This window comes from Tenacibaculum profundicola (genome assembly GCF_057220795.1).
The window spans coordinates 525,275-540,864 of sequence record NZ_CM170137.1; the positions used below are offsets into that span (position 1 = coordinate 525,275).

Annotated in this window: 16 protein-coding genes; 12 read left to right on the forward strand and 4 right to left on the reverse strand. The window is 31.4% G+C overall.

Going from position 1 to position 15,590, the window contains the following annotated elements:
- The first annotated feature begins 6 nt into the window (after positions 1–6).
- Genes AC2TDS_RS02220 through AC2TDS_RS02245 form a run of 6 tightly spaced genes read left to right on the forward strand, consistent with a single transcriptional unit; the run spans position 7 to position 5,644 of the window.
- A complete protein-coding gene (locus tag AC2TDS_RS02220) occupies positions 7–975 on the forward strand; it encodes a stage II sporulation protein M (RefSeq protein ID WP_484737504.1) in 969 nt (322 codons plus the stop codon).
- Positions 972–1,697, forward strand: a complete 726-nt coding sequence (locus tag AC2TDS_RS02225) for a hypothetical protein (RefSeq protein ID WP_484737505.1) — start codon at positions 972–974, stop codon at positions 1,695–1,697. The genes AC2TDS_RS02220 and AC2TDS_RS02225 overlap by 4 nt, the downstream gene beginning before the upstream one ends.
- Positions 1,698–2,909 carry a DUF4350 domain-containing protein gene (locus AC2TDS_RS02230; protein ID WP_484737506.1) on the forward strand — a complete coding sequence of 404 codons (1,212 nt, stop codon included), beginning with the start codon at positions 1,698–1,700 and terminating at the stop codon, positions 2,907–2,909.
- 2 nt (positions 2,910–2,911) lie between these two features.
- Positions 2,912–3,916: an AAA family ATPase gene (locus tag AC2TDS_RS02235; RefSeq protein WP_484737507.1), complete on the forward strand. Its 1,005-nt coding sequence runs from the start codon at positions 2,912–2,914 to the stop codon at positions 3,914–3,916.
- 6 nt (positions 3,917–3,922) lie between these two features.
- Positions 3,923–5,257 (forward strand): DUF58 domain-containing protein, encoded by a 1,335-nt coding sequence (locus AC2TDS_RS02240; RefSeq protein WP_484737508.1) that lies wholly within the window; start codon positions 3,923–3,925, stop codon positions 5,255–5,257.
- Between the two features lie 36 nt (positions 5,258–5,293).
- Entirely contained in the window at positions 5,294–5,644 is a 351-nt protein-coding gene (locus AC2TDS_RS02245; protein ID WP_484737509.1) for a hypothetical protein, read from the forward strand.
- Positions 5,645–5,716: 72 nt separating this feature from the next.
- Here AC2TDS_RS02245 and AC2TDS_RS02250 read toward each other — a convergent pair whose 3' ends face one another.
- The 3 genes from AC2TDS_RS02250 to AC2TDS_RS02260 form a co-directional block, all read right to left on the reverse strand.
- Positions 5,717–6,109 carry an acyl-CoA thioesterase gene (locus AC2TDS_RS02250; protein WP_484737510.1) on the reverse strand — a complete coding sequence of 131 codons (393 nt, stop codon included), beginning with the start codon at positions 6,107–6,109 and terminating at the stop codon, positions 5,717–5,719.
- A gap of 100 nt (positions 6,110–6,209) precedes the next feature.
- Entirely contained in the window at positions 6,210–6,392 is a 183-nt protein-coding gene (locus AC2TDS_RS02255; protein WP_484737511.1) for a CPXCG motif-containing cysteine-rich protein, read from the reverse strand.
- A gap of 19 nt (positions 6,393–6,411) precedes the next feature.
- Positions 6,412–8,430: a VWA domain-containing protein gene (locus AC2TDS_RS02260; RefSeq protein WP_484737512.1), complete on the reverse strand. Its 2,019-nt coding sequence runs from the start codon at positions 8,428–8,430 to the stop codon at positions 6,412–6,414.
- 142 nt (positions 8,431–8,572) lie between these two features.
- On the opposite strand from AC2TDS_RS02260, the gene AC2TDS_RS02265 reads away from it, so the two are divergent.
- Positions 8,573–8,908 (forward strand): hypothetical protein, encoded by a 336-nt coding sequence (locus AC2TDS_RS02265; RefSeq protein WP_484737513.1) that lies wholly within the window; start codon positions 8,573–8,575, stop codon positions 8,906–8,908.
- Positions 8,909–8,911: 3 nt separating this feature from the next.
- Here AC2TDS_RS02265 and AC2TDS_RS02270 read toward each other — a convergent pair whose 3' ends face one another.
- Complete coding sequence (locus AC2TDS_RS02270; RefSeq protein WP_484737514.1) at positions 8,912–9,310, reverse strand: group III truncated hemoglobin; 399 nt, start codon at positions 9,308–9,310, stop codon at positions 8,912–8,914.
- 67 nt (positions 9,311–9,377) lie between these two features.
- On the opposite strand from AC2TDS_RS02270, the gene AC2TDS_RS02275 reads away from it, so the two are divergent.
- The 5 genes from AC2TDS_RS02275 to AC2TDS_RS02295 all read left to right on the forward strand — a co-directional run bounded on the left by AC2TDS_RS02275 (position 9,378) and on the right by AC2TDS_RS02295 (position 15,453).
- Complete coding sequence (locus AC2TDS_RS02275) at positions 9,378–9,974, forward strand: Crp/Fnr family transcriptional regulator (RefSeq protein ID WP_484737515.1); 597 nt, start codon at positions 9,378–9,380, stop codon at positions 9,972–9,974.
- A gap of 71 nt (positions 9,975–10,045) precedes the next feature.
- The gene (purB, locus tag AC2TDS_RS02280) at positions 10,046–11,389 is read left to right on the forward strand and encodes an adenylosuccinate lyase (protein ID WP_484737516.1); all 1,344 of its coding nucleotides are present in this window, start codon (positions 10,046–10,048) and stop codon (positions 11,387–11,389) included.
- Between the two features lie 13 nt (positions 11,390–11,402).
- The gene (locus AC2TDS_RS02285; RefSeq protein ID WP_484737517.1) at positions 11,403–11,822 is read left to right on the forward strand and encodes a hypothetical protein; all 420 of its coding nucleotides are present in this window, start codon (positions 11,403–11,405) and stop codon (positions 11,820–11,822) included.
- 4 nt (positions 11,823–11,826) lie between these two features.
- A complete protein-coding gene (locus tag AC2TDS_RS02290; protein WP_484737518.1) occupies positions 11,827–12,600 on the forward strand; it encodes a TerC family protein in 774 nt (257 codons plus the stop codon).
- Positions 12,601–13,095: 495 nt separating this feature from the next.
- Positions 13,096–15,453, forward strand: coding sequence for a TonB-dependent receptor (locus AC2TDS_RS02295; protein ID WP_484737519.1), 2,358 nt, complete (start codon positions 13,096–13,098; stop codon positions 15,451–15,453).
- The last annotated feature ends 137 nt before the right edge of the window (positions 15,454–15,590 follow it).

The window sequence follows — 15,590 nt, forward strand, 5'->3', positions numbered from 1 at the left end:
GTCTCAATGAGAGAGGTAGCTTTTATAAAGCAAAATAAAGAAAAATGGCTTGAATTTGAAGAAGTAATTTCAAATAATACGAAAAAGAGCCCAGACGAAATTGCTGATTTACATATAAAAATAATGAATGATCTGTCTTACGCACAGTCATTTTACCCTAAAAGTAAGGTTGTTTTATATCTAAATAAATTGGCGAAAAAAAGTTATGGAAAAATTTATCACACAAAAAAACAAGACAAAAACACGGTTTTACAGTTTTTCTTAGAACAAATTCCTTTATTAGCTTATAAGCATCGAAAGTATATTTATATTTCTTTTATCTTTTTCTTTATTTGCTTTTTCATAGGATTATTATCTACATTTAATGACAATAGTTTTGCTCGGGAAATCCTGGGTAACACATATATTGACGAAACACTTGAAAATATAGAAAGTGGTGATGCATTAGCCATTTATAAAGGCGGAAGTAACTGGGGAAGCTTTATCGGAATATTTAATAATAATTTGAGAGTGGGATTAAATATGTTTCTCTCAGGGTTGTTTATTGGTCTAGGTACCGGTTATTATATAATGTATAATGGTATTATGGTTGCTGTTTTTCAAGCATTTTTCTATCAAAACAATACTCTATTTGACAGTGTGAAAGGCATTTGGATTCATGGTACCTATGAAATTTTCGCAATGATCATTGAAGCTGCTGCAGGGTATATCATTGGGGCTAGTATATTGTTTCCTGGTGCTTTGAATCGATTTGAATCTTTTAAAAATGGGGTCCGAGAAGCGTTCTATATATTTTTAAGCACAATACCTTTTACCTTAGCCGCAGCCTTTTTAGAAGGCTATATCACAAGGTATTACAACCAAATACCGTCATTTGTTTGTTATGTAATTATTTTATCATGCCTGCTTTCTATATCGTATTATTATTTAATACTTCCCTATAAAGTTGCTAAAAAACACCAATTACGATCATGAAACAGGTACTAGTATTCTTATTTGTTATAATGGTGAGTTCTATGTATTCCAAAGGAGGTCTTTACAACGGATATACGCAAGATAATGACACTTTGCGCTATGAGAAAACCAACACAATTCATAAAAAAAGAAACTTCAATACCAAGATAAAAAAAAAGTACAATCAACCAGACTTTATTTATACCGAAGACAAAACTACTCCTAAGAAAAAAGAAACAACTCAAATTGATGAAAACTCTCTACGTTTTTTTAAGAGTTTAATTGCGTTTTTTGGGGGTATATTTCCGTATATATTAGCCATCATTGTCGTCTATATACTTATTAAGAGTTTTGTATATCACGATCAAGACTTTTGGAAATTCAAAAGAACTTTTAAAAAAACCAATCAACCATTAATTTATGAGGAAGATGATGATGACATTCATGAAAACGACTATGAAAAATTATTACAAAAAGCAATTAAAAATCAAAACTATAGGTTAGCTACTCGATATTATTATTTGCTATTATTACAAGAGATGTCAAAAAAAGAACTTATTGATTATCATAAAGATAAAACAAACTCTCAATATATTTTTGAGCTAAAAAATAAAGATCAAAGGAAACAATTTTCATACTTGTCATATATTTACGATTATGTTTGGTATGGTGAGTTTTTTATAGATGAGTTAAAGTTCAGTACCATTGAAAACAACTATAAATCTTTTATCCATACCTTATAATTGAAAGCACACAACTACATATCAGTTTTTCTTTGTTTTATTATTACATTGGTTTTTATTGGTTGTAAAAAAACGGATTGGCGTGAAAATTATAGAAAAAGCTCCAAAAGTCCGTTTGGCACTTATATTCTATATAACGAGATCCCGAATTTATTCGACAATACTGAGTTAGTATATCTGAAAAAAAACATTTTTGATTATTTCAATGATATATACTATGATAATGAGCCGAATTATGCCAACTATATCTGTATAAAAAATGCTGCCTATAAGTTAGATGAAAAATCAGTAGAGGAGCTATTAGCATTTGTAGAAACAGGAAATCAAGCTTTTATTTCTCTAAATTATTTCAATAAACACCTGCAAGAAAAATTAAAATTCGAGACTAAGAACTTAGATAGCAATTCGTATACTACGTCGGCATTAAAAGTATTAAAAGACACTTTACACCTTACTAATAAGAGTTTTAAAGACACTTTAGTCTACTTTGACAGGAACATAAGACGTAATTACTTTTCCTTGATAGATTCTACAAATTCAGTTGTACTTGGCACCCAAAAAGTTAACAAAATATTTCAGCCTAATTTCATTAAAGTACATTACGGAAAAGGTGCTGTATACTTACATACCCAGCCTATTGTTTTTACCAACTATTTTCTCTTAAACAATACAGAAAGTTATACTGAAAACATCTTGTCGTATCTACCTAATAGAAGCATTCTTTGGGATCCACAAGTAAAAACTAGAAAGAATTCTAAAGATAGTGATCAAAAATCCATATTAAAATTCTTTTGGAAACACGAGTCCTTAAAATGGGCATTATATGTTGGTTTAACAGGCTTGTTATTATTTCTCTTTTTTAATGCGAAGAGAAAACAACGTGCCGTTCCTTATATTGAAAAATTAAAAAATTCAACCGTTGATTTTACACATACGATTGCCAATTTATATTTAAAAGAAGACAATCATAAAAATTTAGTAGATAAAAAAATAATGTATTTTCTAGAACGTGTTAGAAGTAAACACTTAATCAAAACAAACAAGTTAAACACTGATTTTATTGAGAAGTTAGCTTCTAAGTCAGGAAATAAATTAAGTACAACCAGGTATTTAATAAATACCATTATAGGATTAAACAAGAAATCAGACTGCACACAAGATGAATTAATGCGTCTAAATACCCTTATTGAAAACTTTTTTGAAAACAGTTAATTATGGAAGAAATGGAACCTAATACCAATACTAATAATTTAGAGTTTGAAAGTAGAATTGATTTAGCAGAACTACAAGAAAGTGTTCACCAGATAAAATCGCAGTTAGGTAAAGTAATTGTTGGTCAAAAAAACATGATCGATTTATTAATTGTTGCTTTGCTTTCTGATGGACATGCCTTAATTGAAGGAGTGCCTGGCGTTGCAAAAACCATTACTGCTAAGTTACTTTCTCGTACGATGTCAGTAGATTTTAGTAGAATTCAGTTTACACCAGACCTCATGCCTTCCGATATTTTAGGAACCTCTGTTTTTAATGTAAAAACTTCTGAGTTCGAGTTTAAAAAAGGACCTATTTTTTCTAATATGATTTTAATTGATGAAATTAATAGAGCTCCAGCTAAAACACAAGCTGCTTTGTTTGAAGTGATGGAAGAACAACAAATTACAATTGATGGTGCCACGTATAAAATGGAAGCTCCATTTGTCGTATTAGCAACTCAAAACCCTATCGAACAAGAAGGTACCTATCGTTTACCTGAAGCACAATTAGATCGTTTTTTATTTAAAATTAATGTTGATTACCCTTCTGCTGAAGAAGAGCTCGAAATAGTTATGAGAGAGCAGGCCTTATTGAATAATACTAAAATTGAAAAAATTGACACGGTAATTTCTGCTTCCGATATACTAAAATATAGAAACCTAATAACGCACATAAAAGTTGAAGAGCATTTATTGAAATACATATCTGATATTGTTGTAAATACAAGAAATAATTCCTTTTTATTTTTAGGAGCTTCACCCAGAGCATCCATTTCTATTTTGAAAGCTTCAAAAGCCTTTGCAGGTATTAATGGTAGAGACTTTGTTACCCCGGAAGATATTAAACGCGCAACGGGGCCTGTTTTGCAACATAGAGTTATTGTTACTCCAGAAAGAGAAATGGAAGGTGTTACAAGTAAACAAATAATAGCGCAAATAGTTGAATCAGTAGAAATTCCAAGGTAATACGAAATGAAGAAATTATACGATTCTTTATTTTTGCACGACAGACTATTTTATAGCATTTTTTTGATTGCTATTTTATTTGTTATCGGGTTTTTCATCCCTCTTTTTTTAACTATTTCTAAAATAGTAGTATTCACGATTACGCTCTTAATCTTTGTCGATATCATTTTAATTTACACCCTGAAAAAAGGTATTGAAGTAGCTCGTTTTTTACCAGAAAGGCTATCTAATGGAGATCCTAATAAAATTAAGTTACACATAAAAAACAACTATAAATTCAATGCCTATGCCACCATTATAGAAGAATTGCCTTTTCAGTTTCAAAAAAGAAATAACTCATTTAAACAACTCCTAAAACCTGATCAACAAAAATCAATAAGTTATGATCTTCTTCCAACAAAAAGAGGTACGTATAGTTTCGGTCATATTAATGTCTATGTAAGTTCCCCTCTTCAACTAGCAATGCGAAAATATGTTTTAGGTAAAGAAAAGGAACTCACTTGCTACCCTTCTTTTCTAAAGCTGAAAGAATTTGATATCAAGCCAGTTTCAAACGACTTAAATGCGCACGGAAACAAAAAAATTAGAAGAATCGGACACTCTTTAGAGTTTGAGCAAATTAAAGAGTATGTTTCTGGAGATGACATAAGAACGTTAAACTGGAAAGCTACTGCCAAGAGGAATCAGCTAATGGTTAACCAATACATTGAGGAGAAATCACAACCCGTATACTCTATTATAGATAAAGGTAGACCTATGCAAATGCATTTTAATAACCTGTCATTACTTGATTACGCGATTAACGCAACGTTGGCCGTAAGTAATATTATTTTGCGAAAACAAGACAAAGCGGGTATGCTAACCTTCTCGAAAAAAATTGAAAATCTAGTAGTAGCAGAACAACGAAATTCGCAAATGAATTTAATATCAGAAGCTTTGTATAATGTTACTACCAAATTTATAGAAGCCGATTATAGTTTGCTGTACGCTACGATCAAGCGAAAAATAACGAGCAGAAGTTTGTTAATTCTTTATACAAATTTTGAAACGCTAGATGCCTTACACAGGCAACTCCCCTATTTACGAGCTATTGCTAAAAATCATCTATTATTGGTTGTTTTCTTTCAAAATACAGAACTGAACACTTTAGTAAATGAAAAAGCAGATACGGTAGAAAACGTTTATGACAAAATTATTGCTGAAAAATTCATGTATGAAAAGAAGCAAATAGCGAACGAACTAAAAAAATATGGAATACAATCCGTACTAACGAAACCAGAGAATTTAACAGGTAATACTATAAATAAATACCTTGATTTAAAATCAAGAGGTTTGTTTTAATTATTTACATTTATATATTAATTAAATTTAAAACTTATGAATACGCTAAAATTAAACTTAAAAAGAATTGATCCTGTAAGGTACGCTTTGATAACAGCTATTTTAATGGCTCTAATGGCATTTATTATGATTGGACTAGGCACCTTGTTTGGTAGTCTACTTGGAGCCATTGGAGGAAATGGTTCAGGTGACTTGGGGCCTATGGCCGCCATAATGGGAGGAGGAATTATTGCCTTAATTATTGGCCCAATTTTGTATTTTATTATTGGGTTTATTTTTGGTTTAATTGGCACTATGCTTTTCAATTTTATTTTGAAAAAAGTAGGTGGCTTAGAATTAAATTTTGAAAATACTGGTGTCGATATTGAAAAAATAGGAGAAAACTAATATTTAACAATATGTCTTACTAATAAAGGTAGTCTATGAGACTACCTTTATTAGTATATAAACATTCTTCGTTTACTCCTTCTTTAATCTCTCTTGAACGTATTCTTTTTTGGTTTTTCCATGCTCTTTAGGAATACCGTTGTCATCTAAACTTACCATGATTATTTTTTCTATTTCAATAATGGTTTTACGTGTTAATTTATTACGGACCTCACACTTTAATGTTATGGAAGTTTTTCCAAACTTTACAACATCAATACCAATTTCAATAATATCTCCCTGCTTAGCAGAACTTACAAAATCTATTTCTGACATAAATTTCGTGACTGTTTTTGGTATTTCTAATTGAATTATAGCATAAATTACTAATTCTTCATCTATCCATTGTAATAATCTTCCTCCAAACAATGTTCCATTCGGATTTAAATCCTCTGGTTTTACCCATTTACGTGTATTAAATTTCATATGTCTATTTTTAAAAGTTACTAATCACCTCTAAATTTGTTTTGTCGTATTTATTTCTATTTATAGTATTTATCACCTACCATAATTGGTTCGTTACAAGTTACTGCTCTAAATCTATGGCTTCAAACCTAATCAAATTGGTGTTTTCAAATACTACTTGTATTCGTATAGGATTACAACATATTTCGCAATCTTCTACATAACGCTGTTCTGAACTACTAGTATCTAACAACATTGATATGTTTTCCCAACAATAAGGACATTGAAAAAAATGTTCTAACATAAAAGATTTAGATTAGTTTTTAAATTTTACCGTAGTATTTTCTCACAAACCACTCTATTGATAGAAAAACTACGATTAACATCAAAATCCATTTCCAATCAATTAAATTCTGATGGTTAGTAATTGATTTTTGCACGGTAAAATAACTAGCATCGTTAAGTAAGCTTTTAATTAAAGCTTTTGACTGATCTGCATAAAAAAGTACACCTCCAGTATTTTGAGCTAATTTCAACAACTTCTTATTATTAGCACTGGTAAACTGTTCTTCAATTTGATATTCTGTTATTTTAAACCTCCCACTCTGTTTAATAGTCTGCCCTTCTACAGAAACCTCGTATGAATAGTTACCCGCCGATAAGCCTTCAACAGCTACTTGGTAAGAATTATTAACCAATGAAAACGGTAAAATTTTAACTTCGTCGGTACTCGTATTTATCACTTTTAATTGCAATGAAGCTCGATTATCAAAATGATAATTCTTATCTACATAAAACGCTGAAAAATTAATGGTTGCATTCGCCGGATACAATGTTTTCGCTTTAACCTCTAATCGTTTTCTCTTTTTATTTGAAGCCAAGTATTGCGTCAAATTTCCAATAAACGTATCAAAGCTTTTAAACGATTTCTCTTTTAAATAATTCGTAGCTCTCCATCTCCATAAGCCTTCCCCTAATAAAAACATGTACTTTTGATCATTGTTCTCTTGAACAAATAATAACGGTTGTTCAGAACCTATATCACCAATTTTTTGATGCAGTAAAACTTGTGAATTCTCTGAAAATGTTAGGGTTCCAAATTTATCTCGCAGCGGAGGAAAATCTTCAAAGCCTATATCCTCTTGCATAAAGGTTAAAAATTGATCGTTATATAAGGCACCGTAATTTTCTGATTGATTAATTACATTTTTGCGTACCCCTAAATTCAAAGAATTAATAAAATTCCAATCCGTTCTATCTCCTGTTATCACTAAAAAATTGGAAGGCACTTTCTCAAAAATTTCTTTGAAATAAAAATTTGGTTGATACAATACATAAAACTGATAATCTTCCAAATTGACCTTACTTTTCCCAATGATTTGTATATCTACCTTGCGTTGCTTGTTACTCTCTATAGCCTTTTTAATGGCTCCCAAATCTGGGTGCAAAACGCCACTTAACAACAATACCTTTGTTTGTTCATCAAATACTTCAACCGAAAAGTTCTTATCGTTGTTTTTTGTATTTTTTTCATTGTTAAGCCTGCTTATAGAGGCCTGATAATATTGCAATCCTTTTTCCTCAGAAGTTAAATTTACATTAACTGTTTTAATGGGCGAATCAGATGAAAAATGTAGTTTTTCAGAATACACTTTTTTCCCTTTATGACTTACTGTAAAAATAGTACTCACCTGTTCTTTTCCTTCATAAAGTAATAAGGTTTCTACAGGGAATTTATTTTTTATATAACTATATTTATTAACATTAAGTTGTGTGATTTGAATATCTTGATATTGGGTTGTATCACCAATTACCACAGGGTAAATTTTATTTTCAGACGCTAAAAACTCATAATCATCACCTGAAGTTTGATTTCCGTCAGATAGTAATACATGTACCAATTTACAATCATTGTATAACTCATTGGTAGCATTGATAGCTTCAGATATATTCGTGTTTGCTTCCGTAAAATGTAAGCTATCCAATACCTGTAATGATGCACCAAAGCTAAACGTCGAAACATCGTATTTTTTGTTTAAATCTCTATCATTTTTAACGATATTCAACAAATTTACAACGTTCTTATCTTCTCCAAAAAACTTGGTTGAAAGTGAGTTATCAACGAGTACTGCCAATTTAGGTTTTATATTCTGATTTACCACAACATCAATAGTTGGGTTAAACAATAATAAACAGATCAAAAATAAGCTTATCGCTTTTAAACTAAACAATAGGATCGTTATTTTAGATGGCTTTTTCTCTTTATAAAAATATTGAAAAAAAGCAACCGCTGTACTTCCTAAAATGGCGAATACCATATATATTAACGTAGTTGACTGCACTAATTATTTTTTTAAATTGTGAATATAAAAATAAGTCATAACATAAAAATGGATATCGTCGTTTAATTTTATCTCTCTTTATGATTAAGGTCATAAATTAACACTTTTATAGTTAATAAATTTGCTATAAACAATTCATATTATGATCAGTGTAAGCATTATATCCTCAGAAATAACACACAAAAAACAACACAAATTAAACGTTCTATTAAAAATTAATAATTGGATCGCTGATGAGCAAGAAAATGCCATTGGAATATCGATTATATTAATCATCATCGGTTCAATGATCGGTAGCATTTCAGCAGCATTAGCAGTGCACAGAGAAGTTGCTTACTTTCCTCTAATTTTCGCATGTATATCAGCGATGTCAGCCAACGCTATTGCCATAAGCCAGAGACCATTTAAAATGGTAGTATGGGCATTTATAGTTAATATCTTGGGAAATGTACTCTTAATTATTTACCAGCTTGCGTAAGTTTTATCGCTTAGGTTTTGACTCATACATTCTTAAAAAGAGCATTGAAGCAATATTTCGTGCTCTTTCTTTTGCGTCGTTTGCTTTTTCACCAATAAACAAATCATCAATTGTTGAAAACCATAACTGGAGCCAACGACCAAAATGTTGTTGGGTAATAGTATGTTCAAACTCCCTATCAACATCTTTATGCGCCTTCATAGGGTTTCCCTTAAATTTTCTAACAAAAAACAAGTTCGTTTCCCAGAAATCGGTAAGCTTTTCGAGATGATCATCCCATTCCTTTTGAGGTATCGTTTTAACAAAAATAGGTCCAATAAAATCATCCTCTTTAATTCTAGCATAAAATGTTGATACTAACATAAAAACATCATCTCTTGTAGTTATTTCTCTTTTATCCATTATAAATGTAATTAATAGGCGTCAAAATTATATCTTTATGCTTTTGCAATTTATGACTTAAATCATAATGATTCCACAAGAAATTTTACTTCTCTTTAAAGCCGAAATTAAAGTCTTTTCTAAAGATGAAATTATTTTTTCAGAAAATAGTATCGCCCGTAATTATTTCCAGATAATGAGCGGGGCTGTTAAAATGAATAACTTTAACGACGAAGGTAAAGAATTTATTCAGGGTATTTTTTATAAAAATCAAAGCTTCGGAGAGCCTCCTCTTTTTATTGATGTAACGTATCCTGCCAATGCTGTAACACTTACAGAGTCAACTATTTTAATAGTCCCTAAAAACAACTTGCTAGCACTATTAGCAAAGTATCCAGATATTCATTTAAAAATCACCAAGAGCCTAGCCCAAAGACTCTATTACAAAGCAATTATCGCTTCAGAGATCTCTAGCCAAGAACCCTCACATAGGGTGCTTCGCTTCTTTGATTATTTAAAAGACGATGTATACAAACTAGACGGCAAATTCACTTTTAAAATTCCGCATACCAGACAACAAATAGCCGACATATTAGGCTTACGTGTAGAAACAACTATTAGAGCTATTAAAACACTGGAAAAGAAAGATGAACTAAAAATTATTAATAGGAAAGTTTTTAGGTAAATTTCCTTTTTTTAATAAAGGATATCTATTTTAGAATTTTTACTTTTGCTACTTCAACACAACAAGTAAACATGAACTTAACACAATTAAATGCTATATCTCCTATTGATGGAAGATATCGAAACAAAGTAGCAGATTTAGCGAATTATTTTTCTGAAGAAGCTTTAATAAAATACCGAGTTAAAGTAGAAATTGAATATTTTATTGCGCTGTGTGAAATACCCTTACCACAGTTGGCTGACTTTAATAAAAACCTTTACGTTAACTTACGTGAAATTTACGAAGATTTCTCTACCAAAGATGCTCAGAAAATCAAAGATATTGAGAGTATTACAAACCATGATGTAAAAGCGGTAGAGTACTTTATTAAAGAAAAATTCGATGTTTTAAATTTAGAACAATACAAAGAGTTTATTCATTTTGGCTTAACATCTCAAGATATCAATAATACAGCTATTCCATTATCTATTAGAGACGCCATGGAAGAAGTTTACTACCCTTCTTTAGATACCTTGGTTTGCAAACTAGCAGATTTATCTGAAGAATGGGAAAACGTTCCGATGTTAGCTCGTACGCACGGGCAACCCGCTTCTCCTACTCGCTTAGGAAAAGAATTTTTTGTGTTTGTAGAACGTATCAACAATCAGGTTATACATATACAAAACACACCACACGCCGCTAAATTTGGAGGAGCTACTGGTAATTATAATGCACATAAAGTGGCCTATCCAACCATCGACTGGAAAAATTTCGGAACCCACTTCGTGGAAAATATCTTAGGATTACACCATTCCTTTCCAACTACTCAAATTGAACATTATGATCATATGGCTGCTTTATGTGATGGGCTAAAACGTGTAAACACTATCTTAATTGATTTAGATAGAGATATATGGACCTATGTTTCTAATGATTATTTCAAACAAAAAATTAAAGAAGGAGAAGTAGGGTCATCGGCCATGCCGCATAAAGTAAATCCTATCGATTTTGAAAATTCTGAAGGCAATTTAGGTATCGCCAATGCGATTTTTGAACATTTATCATCAAAATTACCTGTATCTCGTTTACAACGTGACCTAACTGACAGCACCGTTTTGCGTAACGTTGGGGTGCCTTTCGGACACACTTTAATTGGGTTTTCTTCAACTTTAAAAGGTTTGAATAAATTATTATTAAATGCTGAAAAGTTCAAAGAAGATTTAGAAAACAACTGGGCAGTGGTAGCTGAAGCTATTCAAACAATTTTGCGTCGTGAAGCGTATCCAAATGCATATGAAGCATTGAAAGGCTTAACACGTACGAACGAGAAAATTACGCAAAATTCAATTGGTAATTTTATTGACACTCTTGATGTATCTTCTGAAATCAAGGAAGAATTAAAGGTAATAACACCTTCTAATTACACTGGAATTTAATTTTATACACCTGATGAAAGCATTCATACCTTTATTTTTAATAATTGTAACTTTTCTGGGATGTACGCCTGAAAAAAAAGGCGATCCAATACGTTTTAAAAAAGGGGTTTTTGAAATTCCTGCTGGAGACTCTTATAGTAAGACTATTATTACAAGAGTAGCTAATTTACAAATTGAGGAATATACCAAAAAAGTAAGTATTTCAACAGATACGTTGACCACTGAAAAAGAAATAAAACGAATTGACACACTGTACATTACCTGGAAAAACAACTTCGCCTACACATTGCGAATGAAAAACCCAAAAACAGATTTAGATAAAGATCCTATATTTGTACAAATAACCAAAGTAACAGATAGCTCTTATGATTTTACAGCTAAAATTGGTTATTCTAATTTTAAAAACAACGGAACTGTATACAAAGTAAAATAAAACTATGGAACTATTTTTACAAGCAGACACTTGGGGTGCGCTGATAACTTTAACTTTTTTAGAAATCGTACTAGGTATTGACAATATCATATTTATATCAATAGCCGCAAATAAGCTCCCCGAAGGCGAGCAGAAAAAGGCTACAAACATAGGTTTGTTCTTAGCCATGATTTTGCGTATTATTTTACTGTTTGGTATTTCGTTATTAATCGCAATGAATGCGCCATTTTTTCATATTGACCTTCCTTGGTTTCAAGCTGGTTTTACGGGACAAAGCTTAATATTATTTGCTGGAGGTATATTTTTGTTGTTTAAAAGCACTAAAGAAATCCACCATAAAGTAGAAGGCGCAGACGAGGATGAAATGAGTGATAAACCTAAGAAAAAATACAGTCTGAGTCAGGCAATAATACAAATAACCCTGATCAACATAGTCTTTTCTTTTGATTCTATTTTAACAGCTGTAGGAATGACTAATGGTATCAAAGGAGCTATACCTATCATGGTTATTTCGGTTATTTTATCGATGATAATTATGATGTTATTTGCAAACCCCGTAGGGAAATTTGTCAACAAACATCCAGCTATTCAAATGCTAGGATTATCCTTTTTAATTCTTATAGGTTTTATGTTGATAGCAGAAGCCGCCCATTTATCACACGCTAACTTTTTTGGTGAAGAAATTGGCACAATTCCTAAAGGCTACTTGTACTTTGCCATTACTTTCTCTTTAGTTGTAGAAATGCTTAATATGCGAATGAGAAGAAAGAAAAAATAAATAAAAATAAAAACTAGGTATTTATAACTCCTAGTTTTTATTTTTATTTATTTTTGTAGCTGGTTTTGTATTAATGTTGAAATTCCAAAGACATATTGCCCTTCTCAGTTTGTTTGTTTTGACAGTTCCATCTGTCATACAAACAGCTCATGCGGTTTTAGAGGATCATATACATATAATTTGTTCTACTGAAAATGAGTCTCATTTTCACGAACAAGAGGTAGATTGTTCTATTCTCCATTTTCAATGTAAGTCTTTTTCTTTTTTTACTACTGAAGATTTTATTGTATTGCAAGATCAATTTTACAAATCAAGTCATACACGCAATCAACAAACTTCTCCAAAGAAGTTTATCGAACAACAATCTTCCAGAGCACCTCCATACTTTACTGTATAGAAACGTTTATTAATAGAAGTTTTCAGTGTTGAGCTAACAAACTTCTATAGTCATTAATACAATGAAATAAAAAAATCTTATTAACGGTAAATACAACTATGAAACATTTATTATCTATCCTGATGTTTATCGGGGTAACGAGCATATATGCTCAAAATACATTAACAGGTAAAATATCAGATAGCAAAGGGAATATTATGCAAGGTGTTGAGGTTTATGCCCCTCAATTGCATAAAGGAACAACATCGCTTGAAGACGGTACCTACAATTTTAAAAACATTCCCAATGGAAAAATGGTTATCAGTTTTTCTTTTATGGGCTATAAAACAATTTCGAAAACATTTGAATTTAAGAATGAAAATATCACTTTTGACCCACAGTTAGAAGAGTCAATTTTTAGTATTGATGAGGTAATGATCTCTACTCCTTTCAACCGACTGCAATCAGAAAATGTCATGAAAGTAGAAGCATTATCTGCAAATGCTATTCAAAAAACTGGTGCTTCTACACTAATGGAGGGAATTAGTAGCATTGCTGGTGTATCACAAATATCAACTGGAGTATCCATTGGTAAACCAGTAATTAGAGGTTTAAGTGGAAACCAAGTTTTAGTTTACACACAAGGAATTCGTTTAGAAAACCAACAGTTCGGAGGTGAACATGGCTTGGGTATTAACGGTGCTGGAATTGATGGAGTTGAAGTCATAAAAGGTCCAGCTTCTTTGTTATATGGTTCTGATGCTCTTGGAGGAGTACTTTATATTAAACCCGAGAAATTTGCTTCTGACAACCAAACAAGTGTTAACATAGATCAACGTTTTTTCAGCAATACAGTTGGTAGCAATACGTCTGTTGGGGTTAAATCTTCCTTAACCAATTGGCAATTTTTAGCCCGAGGAACTTACACTAGTCATTCAGATTATAAAATACCTACTGATCAAAGAGTGACTAACACAAGATTTAAAGAAAAGGATTTAAAATTAGGTCTTGGTTATAATTCTAAAAATTTCACCTCAGAATTGCGTTATAATTATTTAGATTCTGACTTAGGAATAACCGAAGGTATTGGTGAGCAAACTACAGAAACTCACATGGAACTACCTTATCAAGGCGTTACTAACCACATTCTGAGCCTTCATAATCACATATTCTTTAAAAACTCTAAACTTGATATCGATCTAGGTTATATCTTCAATAATAGAAAAGAGTTTGAAGACCATGGTGATCACGATGACCACGATGACCACGGTGATGATGATGATCACGGTGATGATGATGATCACGGTGATGATGATGATCACGGCGATGATGATGATGATGACCATGATGATGATGACCATGATGACCATGATGAACACGGTGAAGGTGAAGCAGCTTTAGATCTAGACTTAAAAACTTTTAGTTATAACACTAAATACCACTTTCCGAAATTTGGAGCTATCGAGATGCTTGTTGGTGCGCAAGGAATGTATCAAACGAATGAAAATTTTGGTGAAGAAATTTTAATCCCAGATGCCACAGTTAATGATTTCGGCTTATTTACCACTGCTAATTATAGTTTTGATAATGGTACGACAATTCAAGCAGGAATACGATTTGACAACCGATCTATTACAAGTGAAATGCATGAAATTCAGCACGAAGATGAGGTGCATATTTTCAATGCTATTGACAAATCATTTAACAGTTTTACTACTTCCTTAGGAGTTAAAACAACTTTGTTTAATATACTATCAACAAGGTTAAGTATTGCGAATGGGTTTAGAGCTCCAAATTTAGCTGAATTAACATCTAATGGTGTGCATCATGGAACGAACCGTTTCGAAATAGGAAACAATGACTTACTAAGTGAAAAGAACTTCCAGTTTGACCTTGCTTTTGACTACGGTACAGATCATTTTGAACTCTTTGCCAATGGATTTTATAATAAAATAAACAACTACATCTATCTATCTCCAACAGGAGAAGTTGAAGATGGAGCTCCTGTATTTACTTACTTACAAGAAAATGCTAAATTGTATGGTGGTGAATTCGGGTTACACCTGCACCCTCATCCTTTAGATTGGTTACATATTAAAAGTAGTTATGAAACGGTTATTGGAAAACAAGACAATGGCGACTATTTACCTTTAATACCTGCCAATGTATTCAAAAATTCAATTAGAGGAGAGTTTGATATCAATAAATGGTTACAGCGTGCTTACACTTCAGTTAGTCTACATAGCTTTTTAGAGCAAAATAAAGTAAGTAATTTCGAAACTGTAACACCAAGCTATAATTTGGTTAACTTCAGTTTTGGAGGTGATATTATCATAAACAAATACAAATTCTCAACATCTTTTGTAATTAATAATTTGCTAGATGAAAAATATATCAATCATTTATCTCGTCTAAAATCTGACGGTATTCTGAATCCTGGAAGAAACTTTGTTATTGGTATTCAATGTGATTTATAAACAATAATGTACCTAATACGTATTTAAAATGGGTGTTATTATACAATATAATAACACCCATTTATATTTAGCCTAAGAGAAATATAAATTCTTTTGAAAACAATGCATTATATACCATTGATCTATTTATCAAATGA

Excerpts from the sequence above, each read along its gene's own strand:
- AC2TDS_RS02220 (WP_484737504.1), top strand. The coding sequence starts at position 7 with ATGAGAGAGGTAGCTTTTATAAAGCAAAATAAAGAAAAATGGCTTGAA.
- AC2TDS_RS02225 (WP_484737505.1), top strand. The coding sequence starts at position 972 with ATGAAACAGGTACTAGTATTCTTATTTGTTATAATGGTGAGTTCTATG.
- AC2TDS_RS02235 (WP_484737507.1), top strand. The coding sequence starts at position 2,912 with ATGGAAGAAATGGAACCTAATACCAATACTAATAATTTAGAGTTTGAA.
- AC2TDS_RS02240 (WP_484737508.1), top strand. The coding sequence starts at position 3,923 with ATGAAGAAATTATACGATTCTTTATTTTTGCACGACAGACTATTTTAT.
- AC2TDS_RS02245 (WP_484737509.1), top strand. The coding sequence starts at position 5,294 with ATGAATACGCTAAAATTAAACTTAAAAAGAATTGATCCTGTAAGGTAC.
- AC2TDS_RS02250 (WP_484737510.1), bottom strand. The coding sequence starts at position 6,109 with ATGAAATTTAATACACGTAAATGGGTAAAACCAGAGGATTTAAATCCG.
- AC2TDS_RS02255 (WP_484737511.1), bottom strand. The coding sequence starts at position 6,392 with ATGTTAGAACATTTTTTTCAATGTCCTTATTGTTGGGAAAACATATCA.
- AC2TDS_RS02265 (WP_484737513.1), top strand. The coding sequence starts at position 8,573 with ATGATCAGTGTAAGCATTATATCCTCAGAAATAACACACAAAAAACAA.
- AC2TDS_RS02270 (WP_484737514.1), bottom strand. The coding sequence starts at position 9,310 with ATGGATAAAAGAGAAATAACTACAAGAGATGATGTTTTTATGTTAGTA.
- AC2TDS_RS02275 (WP_484737515.1), top strand. The coding sequence starts at position 9,378 with ATGATTCCACAAGAAATTTTACTTCTCTTTAAAGCCGAAATTAAAGTC.
- purB (WP_484737516.1), top strand. The coding sequence starts at position 10,046 with ATGAACTTAACACAATTAAATGCTATATCTCCTATTGATGGAAGATAT.
- AC2TDS_RS02285 (WP_484737517.1), top strand. The coding sequence starts at position 11,403 with ATGAAAGCATTCATACCTTTATTTTTAATAATTGTAACTTTTCTGGGA.
- AC2TDS_RS02290 (WP_484737518.1), top strand. The coding sequence starts at position 11,827 with ATGGAACTATTTTTACAAGCAGACACTTGGGGTGCGCTGATAACTTTA.
- AC2TDS_RS02295 (WP_484737519.1), top strand. The coding sequence starts at position 13,096 with ATGAAACATTTATTATCTATCCTGATGTTTATCGGGGTAACGAGCATA.